Annotated in this window: 23 protein-coding genes; 11 read left to right on the top strand and 12 right to left on the bottom strand. The window is 45.6% G+C overall.

Going from position 1 to position 21673, the window contains the following annotated elements; translation table 11 throughout:
* The first annotated feature begins 69 nt into the window (after window positions 1-69).
* Window positions 70-1098, top strand: coding sequence for a hypothetical protein (locus tag K2Y18_03085; GenBank protein ID MBX9804722.1), 1029 nt, complete (start codon window positions 70-72; stop codon window positions 1096-1098).
* Between the two features lie 127 nt (window positions 1099-1225).
* The gene (locus K2Y18_03080) at window positions 1226-1489 is read left to right on the top strand and encodes an usg protein (GenBank protein MBX9804721.1); all 264 of its coding nucleotides are present in this window, start codon (window positions 1226-1228) and stop codon (window positions 1487-1489) included.
* Here the strand turns inward: K2Y18_03080 and dprA are convergent.
* From dprA to K2Y18_03065, 3 genes are read right to left on the bottom strand one after another with little or no spacing between them, the layout of a single operon-like run.
* The gene (gene dprA / locus K2Y18_03075) at window positions 1486-2574 is read right to left on the bottom strand and encodes a DNA-processing protein DprA (protein ID MBX9804720.1); all 1089 of its coding nucleotides are present in this window, start codon (window positions 2572-2574) and stop codon (window positions 1486-1488) included. The two genes, K2Y18_03080 and dprA, sit on opposite strands and share 4 nt — an antisense overlap.
* Window positions 2575-2580: 6 nt before the next feature.
* Complete coding sequence (gene aspS / locus K2Y18_03070) at window positions 2581-4395, bottom strand: aspartate--tRNA ligase (protein MBX9804719.1); 1815 nt, start codon at window positions 4393-4395, stop codon at window positions 2581-2583.
* Window positions 4396-4403: 8 nt separating this feature from the next.
* Window positions 4404-4751 carry an FKBP-type peptidyl-prolyl cis-trans isomerase gene (locus tag K2Y18_03065; GenBank protein MBX9804718.1) on the bottom strand — a complete coding sequence of 116 codons (348 nt, stop codon included), beginning with the start codon at window positions 4749-4751 and terminating at the stop codon, window positions 4404-4406.
* A 175-nt stretch (window positions 4752-4926) separates the two neighbouring features.
* Between K2Y18_03065 and K2Y18_03060 the strand changes: the two genes are divergently transcribed.
* The gene (locus K2Y18_03060; GenBank protein ID MBX9804717.1) at window positions 4927-5835 is read left to right on the top strand and encodes a rhodanese-related sulfurtransferase; all 909 of its coding nucleotides are present in this window, start codon (window positions 4927-4929) and stop codon (window positions 5833-5835) included.
* A gap of 123 nt (window positions 5836-5958) precedes the next feature.
* Here the strand turns inward: K2Y18_03060 and K2Y18_03055 are convergent, their stop codons facing one another.
* From K2Y18_03055 to K2Y18_03030, 6 genes are all read right to left on the bottom strand, one after another.
* Window positions 5959-7143: an acyl-CoA dehydrogenase gene (locus tag K2Y18_03055; protein ID MBX9804716.1), complete on the bottom strand. Its 1185-nt coding sequence runs from the start codon at window positions 7141-7143 to the stop codon at window positions 5959-5961.
* Window positions 7136-8635: an aldehyde dehydrogenase family protein gene (locus tag K2Y18_03050; protein ID MBX9804715.1), complete on the bottom strand. Its 1500-nt coding sequence runs from the start codon at window positions 8633-8635 to the stop codon at window positions 7136-7138. Before K2Y18_03050 ends, K2Y18_03055 begins: the two co-directional genes overlap by 8 nt.
* A 90-nt stretch (window positions 8636-8725) precedes the next feature.
* Window positions 8726-9310: a thymidine kinase gene (locus K2Y18_03045; GenBank protein MBX9804714.1), complete on the bottom strand. Its 585-nt coding sequence runs from the start codon at window positions 9308-9310 to the stop codon at window positions 8726-8728.
* A complete protein-coding gene (locus tag K2Y18_03040) occupies window positions 9311-9910 on the bottom strand; it encodes a TlpA family protein disulfide reductase (GenBank protein ID MBX9804713.1) in 600 nt (199 codons plus the stop codon). It abuts the gene before it with no gap.
* 239 nt (window positions 9911-10149) lie between these two features.
* A complete protein-coding gene (gene accD / locus K2Y18_03035; protein MBX9804712.1) occupies window positions 10150-11016 on the bottom strand; it encodes an acetyl-CoA carboxylase, carboxyltransferase subunit beta in 867 nt (288 codons plus the stop codon).
* A gap of 13 nt (window positions 11017-11029) precedes the next feature.
* A complete protein-coding gene (locus K2Y18_03030; protein ID MBX9804711.1) occupies window positions 11030-11308 on the bottom strand; it encodes an integration host factor subunit beta in 279 nt (92 codons plus the stop codon).
* Between the two features lie 240 nt (window positions 11309-11548).
* Between K2Y18_03030 and K2Y18_03025 the strand changes: the two genes are divergently transcribed.
* On the top strand, window positions 11549-13402 hold the full coding sequence (locus K2Y18_03025) for a diguanylate cyclase (protein MBX9804710.1): 1854 nt from the start codon (window positions 11549-11551) through the stop codon (window positions 13400-13402).
* Here the strand turns inward: K2Y18_03025 and K2Y18_03020 are convergent.
* Window positions 13328-14671 (bottom strand): sodium:proton antiporter, encoded by a 1344-nt coding sequence (locus K2Y18_03020; protein ID MBX9804709.1) that lies wholly within the window; start codon window positions 14669-14671, stop codon window positions 13328-13330. The two genes, K2Y18_03025 and K2Y18_03020, sit on opposite strands and share 75 nt — an antisense overlap.
* 67 nt (window positions 14672-14738) lie before the next feature.
* On the opposite strand from K2Y18_03020, the gene K2Y18_03015 reads away from it, so the two are divergent.
* From K2Y18_03015 to K2Y18_03005, 3 genes are read left to right on the top strand one after another with little or no spacing between them, the layout of a single operon-like run.
* Window positions 14739-16778, top strand: coding sequence for a YdbH domain-containing protein (locus tag K2Y18_03015; protein ID MBX9804708.1), 2040 nt, complete (start codon window positions 14739-14741; stop codon window positions 16776-16778).
* The gene (locus tag K2Y18_03010; protein ID MBX9804707.1) at window positions 16771-16962 is read left to right on the top strand and encodes a YnbE family lipoprotein; all 192 of its coding nucleotides are present in this window, start codon (window positions 16771-16773) and stop codon (window positions 16960-16962) included. The genes K2Y18_03015 and K2Y18_03010 overlap by 8 nt, the downstream gene beginning before the upstream one ends.
* Before the next feature lie 15 nt (window positions 16963-16977).
* Window positions 16978-17277 carry a YdbL family protein gene (locus tag K2Y18_03005; GenBank protein ID MBX9804706.1) on the top strand — a complete coding sequence of 100 codons (300 nt, stop codon included), beginning with the start codon at window positions 16978-16980 and terminating at the stop codon, window positions 17275-17277.
* Window positions 17278-17300: 23 nt separating this feature from the next.
* On the opposite strand, the gene K2Y18_03000 is transcribed toward K2Y18_03005, so the two are convergent.
* A complete protein-coding gene (locus K2Y18_03000) occupies window positions 17301-17738 on the bottom strand; it encodes a host attachment protein (GenBank protein ID MBX9804705.1) in 438 nt (145 codons plus the stop codon).
* Window positions 17739-17812: 74 nt separating this feature from the next.
* On the opposite strand from K2Y18_03000, the gene K2Y18_02995 reads away from it, so the two are divergent.
* From K2Y18_02995 to lysA, 4 genes are all read left to right on the top strand, one after another.
* Window positions 17813-17956 carry an Hsp20/alpha crystallin family protein gene (locus tag K2Y18_02995; protein ID MBX9804704.1) on the top strand — a complete coding sequence of 48 codons (144 nt, stop codon included), beginning with the start codon at window positions 17813-17815 and terminating at the stop codon, window positions 17954-17956.
* 148 nt (window positions 17957-18104) lie between these two features.
* A complete protein-coding gene (locus K2Y18_02990) occupies window positions 18105-18500 on the top strand; it encodes a hypothetical protein (GenBank protein MBX9804703.1) in 396 nt (131 codons plus the stop codon).
* Window positions 18501-18588: 88 nt separating this feature from the next.
* Complete coding sequence (locus K2Y18_02985) at window positions 18589-19803, top strand: insulinase family protein (GenBank protein ID MBX9804702.1); 1215 nt, start codon at window positions 18589-18591, stop codon at window positions 19801-19803.
* Between the two features lie 253 nt (window positions 19804-20056).
* Complete coding sequence (gene lysA, locus K2Y18_02980; GenBank protein ID MBX9804701.1) at window positions 20057-21385, top strand: diaminopimelate decarboxylase; 1329 nt, start codon at window positions 20057-20059, stop codon at window positions 21383-21385.
* Here the strand turns inward: lysA and K2Y18_02975 are convergent.
* A complete protein-coding gene (locus K2Y18_02975; GenBank protein ID MBX9804700.1) occupies window positions 21376-21672 on the bottom strand; it encodes a septum formation initiator family protein in 297 nt (98 codons plus the stop codon). The two genes, lysA and K2Y18_02975, sit on opposite strands and share 10 nt — an antisense overlap.
* Window position 21673: the final 1 nt, after the last annotated feature.

Raw genomic sequence — 21673 nt, 5'->3', positions numbered from 1 at the left:
CAATATATTTACAAAACAAAAACAATCTAAATATATATTTAAATAAGTTACAGAATTAAGGGAAAATTTATGATAAAATCTAAAGTATTAACAACATTCTTGTGTACCCTAACGCTCTTGTCTACCAAGGTTTATGCTATGGATCATAAGGCTGAAATTCCATTGTCTGTGGTTCCCGCATCTCCAATGTTGCAGGAACCTATTGTTTTGGGGACGGACGATCATACTCTGTTTTTAGACATATTTGTAAGAATTATTGATTTATCAACGCCTAAAACAAGAGTGAACTGGTTTGCAACATGCACTGCTACGCACGACATGGTTCTTCGAAGATGCTATTTTGTCCCAAAGCAGGGGATAAAGGAGGAAGACTATTTAATTCTTGCTAGACCTTATGGGGAGAAATTGATCTCGATTGGAAGACTACCGAGTCATAATTGGTCTGCTTTGATGGTTCAGGTGTCTCTGATTTGTCCAAGATTGAGACGGCTTAACCTAAGTTATCAAAAAGAAATGTCGGCTACTTATTTAAACCAGTTAGCAAACAACCTTCCTGAAATAAGAGATTTAAATCTGTGGGGCACTGAAGTTGTTCGTGAGGATTATGATTTTGACGCTCACATGAGGGACGAATTTTATGTGCAGCACCTCAGTTTAGGACAAATCGTAACACAATTCCCTAAATTGGATCGCTTGGTATGCACTATATCCTCCAGCACAACACAGGATGTTCTCGAGTTGTCGCAGATTTGTGGAGGTCTTAAGAGCCTGACGTTACAATATGGTAAGTTTGATAAATTTCCTGGGATCTTTTTGAGATTAGAGGAGCTCGATCTGTCCCATTCTGAGAATCTTACACCAGATGAAATTGTTGGTATATCTCAGAGTCACACGGGTCTAACTAAGCTGGTTTTAGATAGATGTGTTCTTCTCACCCCTGTTGCCCTTGACGCCGTGTTACAGAATTGTGTTTCTCTTAAAGAGCTGAATGTCCAGAACTGTGACCTCATAACTCCAGAGGATATTACAAGAATTAGGGAAGAAAGACCCAGCCTTAGAGTTGATGAGCCTGTAAATAATATGCTCTTAGATTGGTAAGTATACATATAATAAAGAACATGAATTTATAGATTCGCATCATTTATTCTGCCCCACATCTTCACTTTTAATAAAATTATCCTATATTACCAAGGGTAGAATAATTAAAAAAGACGAGGAGGCTCAGATGGGGCAGATTCGCACCTTATTGGAAGACTTTCGATTAACGACGGCTGAAATTATCTATCATCTACCCGACCATCCGGATGTGTTGCAGTCCTTTATTTGGCAAGAATATGATTTACCGCCAAAATTTCCCAAATTGCATCACTTCTTGGATTTCTGGTCTGAGTCCATTGATGGGAAATTACATTCGGTATATTTGATGCATGCCGGGCATATGGTCACGCCGAAAGTATCGATGACCGACTTTTTGGGGGAAATGCATTAAGAAATCACCGAAACCATATTGCCCGGATGGCGCTGAATGCGCCCCTGAAGCTCCCATTCCAGCATCAATGTTAGGATTGTCTGGGGCGGGACCGCGTGGCGGTCTAAAATTGCATCCAAAGAGATGGGCGTTGGGCTTAAGTCTTGAAAAACATCGGCTTCCAAACTCTCCCAATCTAAGGTAACGGGAGGCACATAAGGCTGGGTGGCACCATCTTGCACACACGGGACGCATGGCCCCTCCATCATCGACAAGACATCTTCCGCGGACTCTACCAACCCTGCCCCTTGGCGGATCAAGCTATTCGTGCCCTTGCAGCGGGGGTCGAGCGGTGATCCCGGCACGGCAAACAGCTCCCGACCTTGCTCTAAGGTCGTCCGTGCGGTAATCAAGGATCCCGACTTTAGCGCGGCTTCGATGATAATCACCCCGCGACTTAGTCCTGAGATGAGTCGATTGCGGCGGGGGAAGTGGCTTGCGCCCGGGAAGAGGGACAAGGGCATCTCAGAAATCACGGCTCCCGTCTTTGCTATGGCGTGATAGAGATCATGGTGTTCTGGGGGATAGATCCGGTCAATGCCGCCGGCAATCACAGCAATCGTCCCTGTGGCAAGGGCTCCTTGGTGCGCATACCGATCAACGCCGCGCGCCAGGCCAGAGGCAATTTTCCACCCGGCTTTGCCCAAATCCACCGCGAGGCGTTCGGCAAAGTGCCGCCCATTAAGCGAAGAATTACGGGCCCCCACAATGCCCAGCGTGGGTTGGTTTAAAATCTCGACTTTTCCATAAACACTCACCATTGGCGGACAGTCAGGAAGAGGGCGAAGAAGTTGGGGGAAGGCGGGATCAAACGCCGGAATGAGAGAATATCCCTGCTTATGGTGTGCTCTGAGTTCTTTTGCAGCATCCTCTTCCGAGGCGATTTTATATTTGTAATTGCCCTGGCGACTTAAGTCCTGCAAAGCCTGTAAGGCTTGGGGGGCGGATCCATATCGATGGAGGAGTTGCCAAAACGTAACGGGACCAACCTTTTCGCTGCGAATGAGCCGCAACCAAGAGAGTATGTCTTCGTCCGTTTTGACCATGATAACCTATCCGGCTTGGGTTGCCTTTTGGGTGGGGTTTTCCACCTTCTTAGGGGGGAGCTTAACCTCAATGAAGAGCTCTTTCAAGCGCTCTGGTGCCACATGGGACGGCGCCTTCATAAGAAGATCTTGGGCCTGCTGGTTCATCGGGAAAGCAATCACTTCGCGAAGGTTGGGCTCATCAGCCAGAAGCATCACAATGCGGTCAATGCCGGGCGCGCAGCCTCCGTGGGGTGGGGCGCCGTATTTGAAGGCATTAACCAATCCCCCAAACTGTTCTTCCACGTCACTTTGGGAGTAACCCGCAATACCAAAGGCTTTAAACATAACTTCGGGAAGGTGGTTTCGAATAGCCCCACTGCACAGCTCAATACCGTTACAAACGATATCGTACTGGTAGGCCTTAATGGTCAAGGGATCCTGTGTGTTCAAGGCTTCTAGGCCACCTTGGGGCATGGAAAACGGGTTGTGGCTAAAGTCGATCTTCTTTGTGTCTTCGTCCAGTTCATACATTGGGTAATCCACAACCCAACAGAAGCGAAAGGCATTGCCTTCAACAAGATCAAGGTCTTGGCCAATTTTTGTGCGGGCAAGACCTGCCAGTTTGGCAGCGCCGGATGGCTTGTCACAAACAAAGAATACCGAATCTCCCTCAGCAATATTGGCAAGCTTTTTCAAGAGAGTCAGGCGGTCTTCATCCAGGAATTTGGCAATCGGCCCCTTGGCTGTCCCTTCAGCAAAAGTAATGTATCCAAGGCCAGGGGCGCCGAGGCCTCGTGCCCAATCATTGAGTTTATCAAAGAAACTGCGCGGTTGTGCTGCAGCTTTGGGTGCTGGAATGGCTCGGACAACTGCACCATTGTCGATCATATTTTGAAAGACCGTAAAGGTTGATCCCTGAAACACTTCTGTTACATCGCAAATTTCAAGAGGATTGCGCAAGTCAGGCTTGTCTGATCCATACTTCAACATGGACTCATCATAAGGAATCCGAGGGAAGGGAGGAGGTGTTACGGTCCTACCAGCTGAAAATTCATCAAACACGCCATGAAGGACAGGTTCGGTTGCGGCAAAAACATCCTCTTGCGTGACGAAAGACATTTCAAGGTCAAGTTGGTAAAACTCACCCGGAGAACGGTCAGCACGAGCATCTTCATCCCGGAAACACGGAGCGATTTGGAAGTAACGATCAAATCCCGCCACCATCAACAATTGCTTAAAAAGTTGAGGCGCTTGGGGAAGAGCATAAAAGTGACCGGGATTCAAGCGGCTTGGAACGAGAAAGTCACGGGCACCTTCCGGAGAAGAGGAGGTTAGAATCGGTGTTTGAAACTCCATAAACCCTTGGTCAATCATGCGACGACGAATGGAGGAGATAATGTTTGAACGCAAAATAATGTTTGCATGCAACTTTTCCCGGCGCAAATCAAGGAAGCGATATGTCAGGCGCGTTTCTTCAGGAAATTCGGCATTGCTGTTGACTTGAAGGGGGAGCATCTCCGCTTGTGATTGGAGGGTGACGCTTTCAATTTGGACTTCAATTTCCCCAGTGAGCATCTTGGGATTAATCGTTTCCTGAGTACGCTGAACAACTGTTCCCGTCAGGGTAATGACGCTCTCATTACGCGCTGAGTCAACAACTGGAAAAAGAGGGTGATTAACATCGATTACGCACTGAGTAATGCCATAATGATCTCTCAAATCAACAAATGACAGATTGCTATGATCTCGCTTGCGATGGACCCAGCCAGAGAGGCGAATCTTTTCACCGGTATGGGATTTGCGGAGTTCACCGCAATGATGTGTACGATAGGGATGCATTGAAAACCTCAGCCAATAGAAACCAATTCAATATCAAATATCAAGTCTGCATTGGGGGGAATGGCAGCGCCTGCGCCTCTTGCACCATACCCTAAGGCCGATGGAATGAGGAGACGGCGTTTGCCACCCACAGCCATTGTTTCGAGGCCTTCATCAAATCCTGGAATGACTTGACCAACACCAACCATAAATTGAATGGGCTCACCTCGATCATAAGAATTATCAAAAGGGGTTCCATCTTGTAGGGTCCCGCGGTAGTGAACACTTACTTTTTGGCCTTTTTGTGGGGTCTCCCCGTCGCCAATAATTTCATCAATATATTGAAGGCCAGATGCTGTTGTAATGGTTTGTGACATAGTGGTTTTCTCCTAAATAATGGTTTGTTGTAAGGTCTCATACCTGGGGCGGCGAAGACAAGTCTTATTTTGAAATCCAAGGAGGAAGAGTAAGAATTCGTCGAATAAACTTGATTATGTTGCATTTTTGTGAGGGGCGATGTACAAAATAGAGGACAAACCAAGAGAGGATTTCATGGCTAAATACGTAGTTGCTGCCCTTTATAAATTTGCGTCTCTCCCCGATTTTGAAGCGATCATCCCGCCCTTGAAGGCTGTGTGCGTTGCCAACAAGGTTATGGGAACGCTGTTGCTGGCGGAAGAAGGGATCAATGGCACCATTGCGGGCCCACGTCAAGGGATTGACGCTGTTTTGACACATATTCGAAGTGACTCCCGTCTCCAGAATTTAGAGTATAAAGAGTCAACTGCCAGTGAGCAGCCCTTTTATCGTCTCAAAGTGCGGCCTAAGAAAGAAATCGTGACTTTGGGAGTGCCCGGGGTGGACCCCAACAAAAAGGTTGGAACCTACGTGAAGCCTGAGGATTGGAATGCCTTGATTTCAGATCCGGATGTGATTCTGATTGATACGCGCAATAATTATGAGTATGAAATTGGAACCTTCCGCGGCGCCTTGAATCCCAATACAGAGGCGTTTCGCCAATTTCCAGAGTTTGTTACCAAAAATTTGGATCCGAAGAAGCATAAGAAAGTGGCGATGTGTTGCACTGGTGGCATTCGCTGTGAGAAAGCCTCATCCTATATGCTGGAGCAAGGCTTTGAGGAAGTATATCACCTGCAAGGTGGCATATTAAAGTATTTGGAAACCGTCAAACCAGCAGAAAGCTTGTGGGACGGGGAATGCTTTGTCTTTGACAACCGAACGTCTCTGAAGCACGGCCTTGAGGAAGGAGAGTTTGAACTTTGTCATGGGTGTCGTAATCCAATTTCAGAGGAAGATAAGAAATCCCCAAAGTATGTGGCTGGTATAACCTGTCCTCGGTGCCTTGATAAAGCATCAGCCAAAAAAATCCGCCGGGCAGCTGAACGCCAGCGTCAAGTTGAGATCGCTAAGGAACTGAATATCAAGCACATCGGTCGGTGAGGTTAAATATTGGATGGCTGTTTTTACCTCTCCCCTTGTGGGAGAGGTGTAGTATACACATGCTCAATAGAGATGATACTCGTATACCTGACGGAATCCGTTTTAATTAACCAAACTCCTCCCTCAAAACGCAGCAATTCCTGTCTGAGCGCGGCCTAAGATGAGGGCGTGGATGTCGTGGGTGCCCTCATAGGTGTTGACGGCTTCGAGGTTCATGAGGTGGCGAATGACGTGGTATTCATCTACGATGCCGTTGCCGCCGTGCATATCCCGGGCAGCCCGAGCGATGTCGAGGGCCTTGCCACAGGAATTGCGTTTGATGAGGGAGGTCGCTTCCGCGGCCAGATGCCCCTGGTCTTTGAGACGGCCCACGCGAAGATTCGCTTGAAGCCCCAAGGCAATCTCTGTTTGCATATCCGCAAGCTTCTTCTGGATAAGTTGGTTAGCAGCCAAGGGCCGGCCAAATTGCTTGCGATCGAGCGTATATTGACGGGCCGCATGCCAGCAGAATTCCGCTGCACCCAACGCTCCCCAGGCGATGCCATAACGGGCATTGTTCAGACACCCAAAGGGCCCTTTAAGGCCTGTAACAGTCGGGAATAGATGATCTTCCGGTACAAACACATCCTCAAGAGCAATCATGCCTGTAAGGGACGCCCGTAAGCTGAACTTTCCCTCGATTTTTGGGGTTGAGACGCCTTTTGTTTTTGTTTCCACAACAAAGCCTCGGATGAGACTATCATCGGTCTTCGCCCATATAATCATGACATCTGAAATGGGGGAGTTGGTGATCCAGGTTTTCGTGCCATTGAGGAGGTAGCCCCCCTCGACCTTCTTGGCGTTCGTACGCAAACTGGCGGGGTCAGACCCTGCATCTGGTTCGGTGAGCCCAAAGCATCCCACAAACTCACCGGTGAGGAGTTTGGGTAAATACTTCTTTTGCACCACATCCGTGCCATAGGTGGCAATCGGATAGATAACGAGAGAGGACTGAACACTCATGGCGGAGCGATAGCTGGAATCGACCCGCTCGACTTCCCGGGCGATCAGGCCATAGCTGACATAGCCGGCGGCGGATCCGCCCAGTTCGGCAGATAATGTTGCTCCCAAAAATCCCATCTGCCCCATCTCGGTGAGGATGTTCCGATCAAAATGGCTTGTGCGGTTGGCTTCCAGGATCCGGGGCATCAGTTTATCTTGACAATAGGCGTGAGCGGCATCGCGTATTTCACGCTCTTGAGATTCGAGTTGGTCTTCGAGAAGGAGGGGATCTTCCCAAGAGAAGGGGGGGAGGGTGTGACTAGACATCAAATTTAATTCCTTGAGCAAGAGGGAGTGACTTGGAATAGTTAATGGTATTTGTAGCACGCCTCATATAGGCTTTCCAGGAGTCCGAGCCAGATTCGCGACCACCGCCGGTTTCTTTGTTTCCCCCAAAGGCACCACCAATTTCAGCGCCACTCGGGCCAATGTTTACGTTGGCAATACCACAGTCACTGCCTCTGGCGGAGAGGAATATCTCGGCTTCCCTGACATCGTTGGTGAAGATGCACGAGGATAACCCTTGAACCACCTCGTTATGGAGGGCCAGGACCTTGTCGAAGTCTGTGTACTTCATGACGTATAGGATGGGGGCAAAGGTTTCGGAACACACCATGGGGGTATGTTTTGGCATTTCAACAATAGCAGGGCGTACATAATAGGCATTCGGGTAGATGTCTTCATGGAGGCGTTCGCCGCCTTGAATCGTTCCGCCCTCTTGACGAGCTTGGGTAAGAGCGCTTTGCATGGCTTGATAGGAGGTAGCATCGATCAAGGGGCCAACGAGATTGCCCTTTTCCAAGGGATTCCCAACAGCCAAGTTTTGGTAGCGCTTCTTTAGCTCTTTCACAAGGGTGTCATAAAGGGATTCATGGATAAAGAGGCGACGAAGGCTCGTGCAGCGCTGACCGGCGGTACCAACCGCACTGAAGAGGATGGCCTGTAGGGTCAGGTTTAAGTCAGCCGTTGGGGCAACGATCATGGCATTGTTCCCGCCGAGCTCAAGAATCGTTTGCCCAAATCGTGCAGCTACCTTTGGGCCAACAACTTGCCCCATGCGCGTGCTTCCCGTGGCACTCATGAGGGGGATCAGGGGGCTGTTGACCAATTTTTCACCCACCGCTTCACTACCTATGACCAGTTGTTGGAGGGGGGTTGGTGCAACGCCATATTGTTTGATGGCTTGATTCAGAAAGTTATGACAGGCCAAGGCGGTAAGGGGGGTTTTTGAGGATGGCTTCCACACAAGGGTATTGCCACAGATCAGGGCAAGGCAGGCATTCCAGGCCCAAACCGCTGCCGGAAAGTTGAAAGGGGTGATGACGCCAACAACGCCTAAGGGATGCCAGGTTTCCATCATGCGATGACCGGGGCGCTCTGAAGCTATGGTCAGACCATACAGCTGGCGGGACAAGCCCACCGCAAAGTCGCACATGTCAATCATTTCTTGGACCTCTCCGCGGCCTTCCTCCAAAATCTTCCCCGACTCTAGGGTCACGAGCATTGAGAGGTCTTCCTTGTGGGTGCGCAAGATATCACCGAATAAGCGAACGAGTTCACCCCGTTTGGGGGCAGGCACCAAGCGCCATTCAAGGAAGGCTTTATGAGCTTGGGCAATGATACCATCAATGCCTGCGAGGGGTGTTTCGTTGAGTTGGGCAATCTCTTTGCCGTCAATGGGGGAATGAACACGAATGGAGCCAGTTGGGGAGAGGTATTGGTTGAGATCCAATTTTGACAGGATTTGTTGATGGACCATAGTGCTCCCCTGGAAACAGTGTATCTGTCTTTAATCCTAGTCGTAAAAATTAAGGATTGGCAAGAGGGGGTAGGGCCTTTGTGAACTCTTTCAAGCGCCGATATTTCCGGCAAGGAAGTGTTTGCGGCACAAGGCAATGTAGCGGTCGTTGCCGCCGATTTCGATTTGTTTGCCTTTTCGGACAATGTGACCGTGACCATCAATTCGGGCATTCATAATGGCTTTGCTACCACAATGACAAATGGTCTTGATTTCTGTCAATTCATCGGCCCAGGACAAAAGATATCGGCTGCCTTCAAAGACTTCGCCGAGGAAGTCGGTGCGTAAGCCATAGGTTAGGACGGGAAGTTTCAGCTCATCAACCACTTGAGTGAGCTGTGTGACTTGTTCTTTGGTCAAAAACTGTGCCTCATCGACAAGAATACATTTTAGCTTTGGAAGTGTCTTTTGTGCTTTTTCTACATGAATATGGAAGTTAAAAAATTGATTGAAGGGGACGGCGTCCTTAGTGAGACCAATTCGGGAGGCAATTTTACCCGCGGCGACGCGATCATCAATAAGCGGGGTGAACAACAGTGTGTCCATGCCCCGTTCTTGATAGTTATAGCTTGATTGAAGAAGCGTCGTTGTTTTTCCCGCGTTCATGGCGGAATAGTAAAAATAAAGCTTTGCCATTTAATTCCTACTTAAGTGGGTATTCAACATTCGACCTGCTGTACCCTGCCATTCGACCATACCTTGTATGCGTCCAATTTCATGTCCTTTTGAATTTATAAACACAGTTGTGGGTAAAGCGGAAGGGCGAAAATTACGTGACAAGATGCCGCTTTTGTCAAAGGCAATGCTTAAGTTCTTGATTCCTTTGGCTTTATAGAACTCACGAATTTTTTCAATATCTTTAAAATCAGTGACGACGGCAACGATGTGGGCCGTACTTTCATATTTTTTGGCAAAATTGTCTAGCTCGGGGAGTTCCTGAACACAAGGGCCGCACCAGGTTGCCCAAAAGTGAAGAATAATGGGCTTTCCTTGAAGATCTTTCAAATTTCGTTCAGAAGCTTCGCCCTCCGTAAGGGCTTTAAGTTCCCAGAACTTTCCCTCATCAATAGGTTTGGCCGGGGTTGTGGGGATATAGTTAATGGTCAGCAAGGAGACCTTCTTGGCTTCCCTCTTGATTGGCTCTACAGGTTTTGTTTCTGATTTTAGGGCCCAAAACCCAGCGGTCCCGATGGTTGCAAACACAAGTCCCATAATAAAATAGATGCCTTTGTTCATTGTTTTTCTCCTTGACTAATCATTGTATCGTTGAACGGGGTCATTATTGTGCTTTTCTTTTGGTTTTTTCTTCCTGTTGGAAGGCAAGTACCAAATATATATTATGGTTTCAAGAATCATTTCTACTAAGTAACCTATCAATATGGTTTCTCCATTTTTTTGAGCTTGCAAGGGACACAATTCCTTCTCAAGATACATATAGGAATCCAGTGAATAAATTACCAGTTTGGAATATAATTTTATCTTCTTGTCGTTGCCGTTCGCGGGTTTAGCATGCTTAAAATGCGCCCCACTGTTTCTTGGAGTTTGTGACGATGTACAACCATATCGATCATTCCATGATCAAGGAGATATTCGGCCCGTTGAAAGCCTTCCGGTAATTTTTGGCGAATGGTCTCTTCAATGACGCGGGCGCCGGCAAACCCAATAATGGCTTGGGGCTCTGAGATGGCAATGTCGCCGAGCATGGCAAAGGAGGCTGAAACCCCGCCGGTTGTTGGGTTGGTCAAAATAACGATATAGGGAAGGCCGGCTTCGCGCACCTTTTCAACAGCAATGGTTGTGCGGGGCATTTGCATCAGGGAAAGGGCTCCCTCTTGCATGCGGGCACCACCTGACGCGGGAATAATGATAAGAGCGGCGTGTGTGTTTACGGCCAGATCCGCAGCTGTCAATATGCCTTCGCCGACGGCCATACCCATGGACCCGCCCATGAAAGAAAAGTCAAATGCAGCCACAACGGCTTGTTGGCCGCCAATTTTGCCGCTTGCCACGATGATTGCATCATCTTGCCCTGTTCTTTGGCGATAATCTTTTAAACGATCCGTATATTTTTTGGTGTCTTTAAATTTTAAGGGGTCTGATATGACTTTGGCTAAGGGTGCTTTTACAAATGTTTTATTATCAAATAAGGCTTCTAAGCGATCTTGAACAGCCATGCGCATGTGATGTTGGCAATGATGGCATACATGACTGTTTTCAACAAGATCGCGGTGAAAGATCATATGTTCACAGGCATCGCATTTATCCCATAAATTATCAGGCACTTCATTTTTATCCATGAGTGCTTGAATTTTAGGACGAACGAAGTTTGTTAGCCAATTCATAAGATAAACCCTTTTAGGAGTTCAGTAATTGACGCAGTTCTTTACCAGTTTTGAAGAAGGGAACGCTTTTGCTTTCCACCATAAGAACTTCACCCGTGCGTGGATTGCGACCTTTGCGAGGTTTACGATGGCGAATAGAGAAGGTACCAAACCCGCGCAATTCAACGCGACCACCTTTGGCCAAGGCATCCATTACTTCATCAAAAATTTTACAAACCATCTCTTCCACTTGAGCATAAGTTAAATTTTGAAAGGAAGCTGATACTTTTGCAATCAGTTCAGACCGTGTCATTATTTCATCTCCTTAGAGTCAGAGTTTTTTCTTGGAATAGATTATATTAATTCGCCCCCCAGCTTAACCACAAATCCCTTTGAGGAATCAAGAAATTTTTTTGCTGAACCCGAATTTAATTCAGTTGGGTTGGTTTTAATGCCTCCTTAATTTTTTTTCAATACACTATCCCTAGGGATCTATCCAGGCTCTGGCCACACGTTGGAAGTATTAAAAGTTGAGAATAGGAGATTGTTGCCAATGCAACAAAATCAGGAACCATCAAAAGATATAATGTCGAGTGCATCCTATCAATCTGTAGGTTCTCAACTGACAGCCCTTTGCCAAGGCCTTCCGGTAGGGACAGCTGCATTTGAGGCAGCTCAAAACTCCTTCAAATTATTTAATAAATTGATGGGGACCTTTAAAAGCACAGAAAAGAACAAAGCACTTCTTAAGGATTTAGAGAAGCAAATTTTGATTTGCTTGGTGAATATCAAGAAATATTTAGAAGTTCAGAAGGATGATCGCTTCTTTGCTTTGAAAAGCATCCTCGAAAATTTAGAAATGCAATTTCAATATCCCCGCGTTGGAGACCTAGATACGACAACATTGAGTACAGGGTCCCAATATTTGCACTCAATGGGGTTTGATCAAATTGTAAACATGATTAATGCGGCTTATGTCCAAGAACCTGAATGGATGACGCGCAAAGGAACGCTCTTGGTTTTGGATAGTAATCCCAATACCTCACAAGCCTTGATGCGTCGTTTGACCCGGGAAGGTCATACAGTATTTAATGCTGAGGACGAGGTTCAAGCTTTTGAATGCTTGCGAACCCAGGAAATTGAGACAATTTTAGTTGACTACCAGAGCTTTAAAGATGGCATCTATGAATTTTTCAAGGGAATAGAAAATGATCCCAACATTGGCTACATCCCCATTATCCTGATTGGGGCTCCTGAAAATGCTCAAGTGATGGAACAAATTCTGGAGTCAGGTATTGGAGACTATGTAGCAAAGCCAGTCAATCCAGTCCTGTTAAAGATGCGTGTTCATGCTGTCCTTGAAAAAAAGTATGCTTATGAGCTACGGGTGAAACGATCCCAAGATATCTTAAGGACCCGCAAAGAGCTAGAAGCCGCCATTCAAGATTTACCATACGGGTTTGCTGTTTTTGATCAAGATAATCATATGGTTATGCATAATGACAAATTATTTGAATTTTACCCACATCTCACCAATCGAAACGAGATAATTCGGGGGGGGTTGACCTTTGAGAAGTTTCTTGAAACCAATGTTGCCGCTGGCATATACCTATTTCAGGACAATAAAGCAGAAACAAGCCGTCACTGGTTAGAAGAAAAGGAAGCCAGCTTTCTATTGCCCTCAAGTCAATGGGAAGAAATGTTAGCATGTGGTTTGATTTTAGGAGTTACAACTTATCGCACCCCTGACGGTGGTGGGGCCTTAGTTGTCAAAGATATATCGAAAGATAAAGCCCAAGAGAAAGATCTAACCTTTTTGGCCTATCACGATTCTCTCACAGGCTTGCCGAACCGTAAATCATTTCATCAGAAACTGACTCAATCCATTCACAATGCGACGATGGCAAAAAAACATCTTCTCGCCCTTCTATTCCTTGATCTTGATAGGTTCAAGGATGTTAATGATACTCATGGTCATGAGATGGGTGATTGGTTGTTGAATCAGGTAGGGCTGCGGTTACGACGCTGTATCCGTGGAGATGATACCCTGGCGCGCTTTGGAGGAGATGAATTTTGTATAATTTTGAATCAGGCTCAAAGTCGATCGAAAGTAAAGATGGTGGCAACACGTATATTAAAATCGATCTCGGCGCCCTACATTCGAAATGACATTTCAATGTCCGTTGGGGTGAGTATTGGCATTGGACTTTATTCTTTAGGGGATCATGATAGTGAATCTCTATTGAAGGAAGCGGATGCTGCAATGTATGCAGTAAAGCAAACCGGTAAAGGTCAATTTCGTTTCTATGATGAAACCCAAAAAGAAAAGCGCTCAAGGAAACCAAAACCAACTAAATCCCCAGAAAACTGGCAACAGGATGGTAGCGGACCAAATGAGATAGCCTAAGAAGCTTGGCATTTTAATGTGAGATCGGGCGGCGATGGAGCGGACCATAAAATTGGGGGCATTCCCAATATAGGTTAAGGCTCCCATGAAGACTGCTCCCGTGGAGATTGCGGCCAACACCTGACTTCCTTGAGTCATCAGAAAAGGAGCCTCGCCTCCCGCCATGTTGAAAAAAATCAAATAGGTTGGTGCATTATCTAAGATTGAGGATAAGAGTCCGGTGAGCCAAAAATACAAGGTTACGTCTGGGATACCATTGGGGTTTGCTAAATGAAGTATATCTCTTAAAGGCCCTGCATCCCCAGCTTTTAGTATGCTTAAGACTGGAATGACTGTGATAAATATTCCTAAAAAGACAAGGGCAACTTCCTCTAAGGGCTCAAAATTAAAGTGATTTGATTCATGAATCTTTTCAGGAGTGAGCCTCCACGAGGCATAGGCCAAAGCAAACAAAATCAAGTCTCTGGATAAAGCTGCAAAATTTACAAATTCTCCCCATATCGTTAAATGCGGCTTTTGTGTGGCCATACTCTCAATGAGAATGATAGCGATCGCAGCAGACAGGAGAATTAAGTTGTAAGCTCCCTTTACATGTACTTTGGCCCCCCCATGAAGATGTTCTGGATCTGGAACTGACGGGTCATGGTAAAAATAATAATGATCTATGAGCCAAAACAAAGCCAAAACAGCCCCTCCCACGATAAGAAAGGGATAGAGCAAGTTTGTCGTGGTCCAAAAAAAGTCAACGCCATTTAAAAATCCAATAAAAAGGGGCGGATCTCCCATGGGCGTTAAAATGCCTCCAATGTTTGAGACAAGGAAAATGAAGAAAATAACGACGTGTGTCGTATAAAGGCGATATTTATTTAGAGCAATAAGGGGGCGAATCAAAAGCATTGATGCCCCAGTTGTTCCGACAAAATTTGCCAAGAGAGCCCCGAACGCAAGCAAGGAAACGTTCAGAAGGGGAGACGCCTTTCCCCTCATGGAAATGTGAATTCCTCCTCCAACGGTGAATAGAACAGTGATCAGAGCCATAAAGGGGATGTAGTGGTGAAGCAACGCATGGAAGAGCATTGACAAAGAAGCGCTGAGCCCTTCCGACCAACCGAATGCAATGAGGAAGGAGGCAATCCAACCGGCAATGATCCCTTTATAGAATTTATGCCACAACTTTGAGGCAACGAGGGGAATCAGAGCAAGAGATAGTAGAAATCCCACAAATGGTAAGATCCATGGTAAAGAAAACGATAGGGAATCATACGGCATCTTGATTCTATCTCCAGTTTCGCTCACTATAAATATGAAACACTACCATAACAGTATGGAAAAAGACATGGAAGAGAAACCGAAATTTGAAAAACCTATGATTTCTTACCTAAAACAGGGGGGAATTCTCATTATAACCCTTATTGTAATTGGGGGAGGGGTTTTAACATGGAAGGCTCCATCCTTGGTTCGAAATATGGCAAAAGCATCCTTGGAGGAAAGTCTTGCTTCCTTAGGGATTAGCGAAGTTGAAATTGATTCCGTTAACTTTGGCTGGTGGCGAGTGTACTTGCGTGAGATTCATACAAAATCGTCTTCTGCGGCTGCAAATTTGAATATTCAAGAAATGGATGTGGCCTTATCTCTCTTCTTAAAGATGAAAGCAATTGATGTTATTGGTGGTACTATTGAGCTAAAAGAGGGACACAAATTCTTTATTTCTAAGGATGCCTTGCTGAGCAAAGTCGCCGAGATAGGGAGCGTTTTCAGCAATATTAAACGCTTGAGGTTGCCAGCTATTGGTATGCGGGATTGCCTCGTGGTTGTTCCTATGGGACAAGGGACATTAAAAGTCCCCGTTCATGCTACCACAGAGACAACGGTCGCCCGAAAGCAGGTTCTGACCGTTGATTGGGGGGAACATGGAAGCAACGATTTCTCTGGTCAGTTTGTTGTAGACTTAGGTCGAAAAGGGATAACCGTTGATTTTCACACAACCAATGTTGATATAAATACACCTTCATTCCAAATCAAGGCACCAGAAATTTCATTTTGGGGAACGACGGCAAGCGAGGAGACGCAAGAATATAAAATAGATGGATTTGCAAAGTTTGATAATTTAAGCTTCGCCTCCTACGGGGGGCTCAAGAGCCCTTTAGAATTGAACTTTGAAGGCGCAGGTTCGGGTGATGATTTCACCCTTGATGAGCTAAAGATTACCTCAGCCGGTGCCGGAAAGAACTTGCTTGAGCTTGAGGGCAATTTCAAACCAAAACAATCTACTGCACAACTCATTATGACTTCGCAAGTTTCTCAACTTTCCCGCCTTTGGGACTTTACTCCCCTCTTGGCGACTCATGAAGGTGACAAAGTTGTGGTTGAGGGAAAAATGAACATCACGGGAGAGCTTGCCTGGGAAAAGGGACACTTAAAAACCTCTGCGCTCGCAATAGAAATGAGAGGCGTGAATCTGAAACGTGACGGGTTTGCTCTAGAGGGCGGATCCTCAAAAGTTGTTTTCAACACAATGAAGCCGATGACAACCCAAGGTCTTCAGCAGGCCCGAGCCAATAAGATGTCGGTTGCCGGCATTGATTTGAAAAATGTGGTTCTTAAAGGGGAATTTGACAACCAAGGTCTTTTGCAAATCAAGCAATTCGATGCTGAGACTTTAAATGGTACATTAAGGGCTCATCGATTCCAAAGGGTGGCACAGGCAGTACGTCCAACTTTTCAATTTGAAGCTGATTTTGATAAAATTAATTTGGCCGACATTTTGAAACTAACAGATCTAAATAACCTTTCAGGTCAAGGAAGGCTGGCCGGAAGCGCTTCTATGTCTTACGATTTTGAGGGGGGATTGGATGTTCTTCAAGCTGAACTGCACTCGATTTCTGAGACAGGTCTTATACAGTATAAGCCTCAACAAGGGACAGGACTGGCGATACCTGCGGATCAAAAGGAAGTTAATATGGCGTTCCAAGTCCTTGATAATCTTAACTTTACCTTGTTCCATGTTCGCATAGATCGCATGCCGAACAGCGAATCGGAGATGCAAGGTATTGTCAAAATGTTGGGATCTAATCCAAATGTCTTGAATGGTTATCCATTTGAGTTTAATATCGTGACAACTGGGAAATTAAAAGATTTGGTGATTAATACTCTCCAACATATGAGACCAGAACAAGATTTAAAAGAACTCAGCAGGGCCGCAAAGGCAACAAGTGATGCTAAAGCAGCTAAATCTTCTAAATCCGAAATTACGTCAAAACCAAAAATAGCTAAAGCCGCTAAAGCTCGAAAAGTAAGTAAGAGATCTAAACGAGCGAAAGGCCGAAAAGCAATGAAAACTGGAAAAAAAATGAATAGGAAATTAAAAGATGCATAAATACTCCCTCGCCCTTTTTGGGCTTAGCAGTTTGCTTATAGGGTGCACGCCGACTATTAAGGTAGAAGCCCCAGACAAGCCAATTGTAATCAATATGAATATGAAGATTGATCACAAAGTTAGGGTCAAAGTGAAGAATGATTTGAAACGCGCGAAGAAAGAAAACCCTGAAATTTTCGCATAAGAAAGGAATATTATCATGATGAAAAAAGTATCGTTGATTTTGGGACTTGGGCTTGTATCCATATTTCCAACAGACGCAGCTCTAGATCTTGGAAGTGCTTTGAGTTCAAAGAAAGTTTGTGAAAAAGCGGATGGTTTTATTCAGGCAACCGCAGGCAATGAAGGTGAAGTGTCTGAGTTGGTTAATCAAGTTAATGCTAAGCGCGCGAACGTCTACTCAAACATTGCTCAAAAAGATGGCTTAGATCCTGCCGTTGTGGCGGCTGAAAGCGCGGCTGATGAAAAGGCAGCGCATCCCGGAAAGTTCTGTAGCTAGGTCACGATTGAGTTTGAAATGGGTTAATCTATGTACTGTTCAAGCTCATCCAACGTGCAGCTGGTGGCGTCTTTCGTTAGCTCTTTTGCAACTTTAGGCCCAATGTGATGGTTTGTATTCGTGATGTGGTGCCTCAACAACCCGAGCATTTTCGCAGGCGCTAGGACATAGAGCTCATCAAACTTCTTGTTCAAGTGAGCTTCATTAAGCAGGGTTACGATTTCTTTAGCGAATTCGTCCTTCTGTTGCTCATGCCAGTCTGAGCGCGGCTCATAGGCATGACGCGTTGTTCCTGAACTTTCGAAACCACGCCCCGGACGATCGGGACCATGCTCATGGGTTGATTCGTGTGAATGGCTCAAATTCTGGATCTCAATCAGGCCACCAAGTGTGCCAATTCTCTCAATAATTCTTGCATTTCCTGCGTCTGCTACCAATATCCAAGTAATTTTCTGCTGCATTGTTCTCTCCTTAATCTCCATTATGTATTTTAAAGGTTAAAATAAGATAAATCGATGAGGCAAATTATCCTTTTATGCGTTCTATTCCGCTTCCTTTGCAAGTTAAGGCTGACAAAGTGAATGCTGAATTGGAACAAGGAATTTTGACCATTTATATTCAAAAGCCAAAAGAAGCCGCACCAAATAAACAGTCAATTAAGATCAAGAAAAAGATATAGTACTCACAAAATTTAAGGCTCTGGCGCATTATATCAATGCAGCAGAGCCCTTTTTTTATTCTGTCTTTATCATGAAAATAGGGGGGTAGCCTTACTCGATGTTTTATCGTACCATTTTTGTATAGATCTTAATTAATGGAGGATTCTCTTGTATATTTCCCTATTTCTCGCAAAAGCTTTGGGTTTGTATTTTAGCATTGTTGGTGCAGCTATGCTTGTCAACGCACGCAACATTAAACCGGCCATTGTCGCTTATATGAATGCCCCTGCCGTCACCTTTCTTGGGGGCTTCATGGCACTCATTATCGGCATTCTTATTGTTCTTGTTCATAATATTTGGACATTCGATTGGCGTGGTGTGATCACCATCTTAGGCTGGACTAGTATTCTCAAAGGAGTTATTTGGGGCCTATTTCCTCAATGGATCTCAACGAAGGAAAAAAATTTGATGCTAAAGCCCACATCCTACAACTTAGCGGCTTTCCTCACCCTCTTTATTGGTGTGTTTTTGCTGTATATTGCCCATATGCATAATTCCTTTTAGGGATTTTTGTAGAATTCGATTGTGAGGCAGGGCGGATTACCTTTAAATTAAAGGCAAAGGAGATTTGATTATGAAACCAGCGACCCCTATGGTTACGACTTTGCCCAATGGATTACGTGTTGTGACGGATGCGATTCCGCATGTAGAGACAGTCACATGTGGCTTGTGGGTGGATGTAGGGGCTCGTCACGAGCCGGCCAACATCAATGGTATTTCTCACGTGCTCGAGCACATGGCCTTTAAGGGAACGAAACGACGGTCTGCCTTGCAAATTGCCGAGGAGATCGAGGCCGTTGGGGGGTATTTGAATGCCTATACGTCGCGCGAGGCCACCGCCTACCACTCCCGCATATTAAAGGATAACCTGCCTTTAGCCGTTGATATTTTGGCGGATATTTTGCAGAACTCGACTTTTGATGCCACGGAATTTGAGCGTGAGCAATCGGTCATTATTCAAGAAATCGGCCAAACCTATGATACGCCAGACGATATTGTTTTCGACTATTTCCAAGAGACCTGTTTTCCCGATCAACCGATGGGGAGGGCTATTCTTGGCACATCTGAGATTGTGCGCTCGCTCACTCCAGAGCAAGTGAAGACTTATATGCATAGTCATTATGGGGCACAGCAGATGATATTTGCGGCGGCTGGAAAGTTGGACCATCAAGAAATCGTCGATCTGGTAACGGAAAAATTTGCCCACCTTCCTGGTGATCGCCCAAAAGTTGCGACTCCTGCCGTTTACAAGGGGGGAACCTTCCACCAATCCCGCGATTTAGAACAAACACATGTCGTTTTAGGGTTTGAGGGCCTGCCCTTTGGACACCCCGATTATTATGCCGCTTCTGTTCTTTCGACCATATTGGGAGGGGGGATGTCGTCGCGCCTTTTCCAGGAGGTGCGCGAAAAGCGGGGGTTGGTTTACTCGATTTATACATTTACTTCAAGCTATCAGGATGCCGGTGTTTTCGGCATTTATGCTGGAACAAGTCCCGAACAAGTGGCGGAACTCCTGCCCGTTGTGCATGAGGAGCTCCAACGTTTCTCAAACACCGTTGAAGCTTCAGAAATGAATCGCGCAAAGGCGCAGCTGAAAGCAGGCATGATGATGAGCCTGGAGAGCACAACTGCACGATGTGAACAGTTAGCGAATCATATGATGATTTATGGCCGTCCTATCCCTCCTTCAGAAACCTTAAAGAAAGTAGATGCAGTTACGATGGAGCAGGTTGTTTCTTTAGCTGAGCGATTATTTTCAGGTGTTCAAACAAAAACAACCTTGGGGCCGGGTAAGGGAATCTGAGGTTAGATGTAGATTGGGCAAGTTTTAATTTTTCCAATTTATTTAAGATGGTATAAGACAATTTCTTAAGAGACGTCATTGCTTCGCTTTGCTCGTAATTATGCCTTGGGGTAATACTTTTCTACTAATGATTTCTAAAGTTTACCCCCCCTTTTCCGGGGTTTAATAATGCCTACAAAAAGAGTATATATTACGTAGTCTCTCCATTTGCACCAAGAGTGAAAAGCAAAACATATAAACGAGGCTATACCACATGTTTTCGTTGCATTCTGATCTCGGATATTCCACGACTTCGAAAGGCCACCTGGCGCTGCATGGGGTAGATCTTACTTCTCTTGCCAGTGAGAGTCCTCTCTATGTGATGAATGAAACGTTGATCAGAGCCAACATACGATCTTACAAAACTGCCCTTCAACAGCATTATCCAAAACCAGCCATGATATTTTATGCTTCAAAAGCTTTTTTAAATCTGAGTATGGCTCACCTAGTTGAACAGGAAGGGATAGGGCTTGATGTATGTTCCGAAGGAGAGCTGTATATCGCAAAAAGTGCCGGTTTTCCGATGGATTGTATTCTCCTTCACGGGAATAATAAAACCAATTCCGAACTTCAAGAAGCCATTCGTCTCGCTATTCATACGATCGTGGTAGATTCTGCCGATGAATTTATCAATGTTGTGAAAATTGCTAAGACAGAAGGGAAGATACCAGGAGTGATGCTGCGGGTTAATCCACAAATTCGGGTAGATACTCATCCGTCCATTGCCACAGGAGTACGCGGTTCTAAGTTTGGCCTCCCCATTGAGAATCCTCAAACACAAGAGCTTGTCCATCAGATGAACAAGAGTCCTTCAGTGAGGTTTCAGGGACTTCATTGCCACATTGGGTCACAAGTACTGGACTTTCAATGCTTTACAGATGCTTTGCAAGAGCTTGTGTCCTACATCAAACGCCTCCATGACCAAGGGGTCACTATTGAATCCTTAAATATTGGAGGCGGGCTTGGTGTGAAGGACACGTTACCTGCTGCGCAAATCATTGAACAGTGGGTTGTTCATGTGTGCGAGACCCTCAAACGGCTTTATGATGAAGTGAACCTTCCTCTTCCTGAACTCATGATTGAGCCTGGTCGAAGCATCGTGTCTGAAACCGGGTGCACGCTTTATCGTATTGGCCGAATCAAAGAAGGAGAGAAAGCAACTTTTCTTGCCGTTCATGGGGGGATGTCTGATAATATCCGCCCTGCGCTCTTAGGGGCACACTATCTAGCTATTGTGGCAAATCGGTTAGGTCAACCGTTTCATTCCAAAGCCTATAAGGTTGTTGGGAATTGTTGTGAGAGTGGCGATGTGTTGATTCCAGAAATATATCTTCCCGAATGTCATGAAGGAGATGTCCTGGCCCTCTTGCACACGGGCGCGTATAGTTATTCATTAGCGAATCAGTATAACAAGCATACACTGCCGGGGATGATTTTTGTTCGGGAAGGGGGATCCTACGATTGGGTAACGCGCCCGCAACCTCTGGATCAGCTTATATTAAATGATGTTGTTCCATCACATTTAGCACAAAATCATTCATAAATGACAACTTCACCAGGATAGCCCCAATTGAGAACCTTGCGGGCGCGTTCTTCCAACATGTCAGGGTCCAAACTATCGGGACGAAGGAGGTAGACTTGACGTTCGAGTGTCTCTTTCTCTGATTGAATAAGGGCCAGATGTTGTTCTGATTCATTGATTTTCTGACGCAAGCGCATCCAGGAGAAGAGTCCGCGTTCCCCTTGCACAATGTGGTATCCAAAATAAATCATGACGAGGAGAGCGATTAAGGGGCCTACAATCTGATTAAAGCGACTTGTTAATTCCATA

This window comes from Alphaproteobacteria bacterium, from assembly GCA_019746225.1.
GTDB lineage: Bacteria > Pseudomonadota > Alphaproteobacteria > Paracaedibacterales > VGCI01 > VGCI01.
The sequence above is the reverse complement of the archived record's forward strand: the minus strand, read 5'-3'. Positions and strand labels throughout refer to the sequence as shown.

Excerpts from the sequence above, each read along its gene's own strand:
- K2Y18_03085 (MBX9804722.1), top strand. The coding sequence starts at position 70 with ATGATAAAATCTAAAGTATTAACAACATTCTTGTGTACCCTAACGCTC.
- K2Y18_03080 (MBX9804721.1), top strand. The coding sequence starts at position 1,226 with ATGGGGCAGATTCGCACCTTATTGGAAGACTTTCGATTAACGACGGCT.
- dprA (MBX9804720.1), bottom strand. The coding sequence starts at position 2,574 with ATGGTCAAAACGGACGAAGACATACTCTCTTGGTTGCGGCTCATTCGC.
- aspS (MBX9804719.1), bottom strand. The coding sequence starts at position 4,395 with ATGCATCCCTATCGTACACATCATTGCGGTGAACTCCGCAAATCCCAT.
- K2Y18_03065 (MBX9804718.1), bottom strand. The coding sequence starts at position 4,751 with ATGTCACAAACCATTACAACAGCATCTGGCCTTCAATATATTGATGAA.
- K2Y18_03060 (MBX9804717.1), top strand. The coding sequence starts at position 4,927 with ATGGCTAAATACGTAGTTGCTGCCCTTTATAAATTTGCGTCTCTCCCC.
- K2Y18_03055 (MBX9804716.1), bottom strand. The coding sequence starts at position 7,143 with ATGTCTAGTCACACCCTCCCCCCCTTCTCTTGGGAAGATCCCCTCCTT.
- K2Y18_03050 (MBX9804715.1), bottom strand. The coding sequence starts at position 8,635 with ATGGTCCATCAACAAATCCTGTCAAAATTGGATCTCAACCAATACCTC.
- K2Y18_03045 (MBX9804714.1), bottom strand. The coding sequence starts at position 9,310 with ATGGCAAAGCTTTATTTTTACTATTCCGCCATGAACGCGGGAAAAACA.
- K2Y18_03040 (MBX9804713.1), bottom strand. The coding sequence starts at position 9,910 with ATGAACAAAGGCATCTATTTTATTATGGGACTTGTGTTTGCAACCATC.
- accD (MBX9804712.1), bottom strand. The coding sequence starts at position 11,016 with ATGAATTGGCTAACAAACTTCGTTCGTCCTAAAATTCAAGCACTCATG.
- K2Y18_03030 (MBX9804711.1), bottom strand. The coding sequence starts at position 11,308 with ATGACACGGTCTGAACTGATTGCAAAAGTATCAGCTTCCTTTCAAAAT.
- K2Y18_03025 (MBX9804710.1), top strand. The coding sequence starts at position 11,549 with ATGCAACAAAATCAGGAACCATCAAAAGATATAATGTCGAGTGCATCC.
- K2Y18_03020 (MBX9804709.1), bottom strand. The coding sequence starts at position 14,671 with ATGCCGTATGATTCCCTATCGTTTTCTTTACCATGGATCTTACCATTT.
- K2Y18_03015 (MBX9804708.1), top strand. The coding sequence starts at position 14,739 with ATGGAAGAGAAACCGAAATTTGAAAAACCTATGATTTCTTACCTAAAA.
- K2Y18_03010 (MBX9804707.1), top strand. The coding sequence starts at position 16,771 with ATGCATAAATACTCCCTCGCCCTTTTTGGGCTTAGCAGTTTGCTTATA.
- K2Y18_03005 (MBX9804706.1), top strand. The coding sequence starts at position 16,978 with ATGATGAAAAAAGTATCGTTGATTTTGGGACTTGGGCTTGTATCCATA.
- K2Y18_03000 (MBX9804705.1), bottom strand. The coding sequence starts at position 17,738 with ATGCAGCAGAAAATTACTTGGATATTGGTAGCAGACGCAGGAAATGCA.
- K2Y18_02995 (MBX9804704.1), top strand. The coding sequence starts at position 17,813 with ATGCGTTCTATTCCGCTTCCTTTGCAAGTTAAGGCTGACAAAGTGAAT.
- K2Y18_02985 (MBX9804702.1), top strand. The coding sequence starts at position 18,589 with ATGGTTACGACTTTGCCCAATGGATTACGTGTTGTGACGGATGCGATT.
- lysA (MBX9804701.1), top strand. The coding sequence starts at position 20,057 with ATGTTTTCGTTGCATTCTGATCTCGGATATTCCACGACTTCGAAAGGC.
- K2Y18_02975 (MBX9804700.1), bottom strand. The coding sequence starts at position 21,672 with ATGGAATTAACAAGTCGCTTTAATCAGATTGTAGGCCCCTTAATCGCT.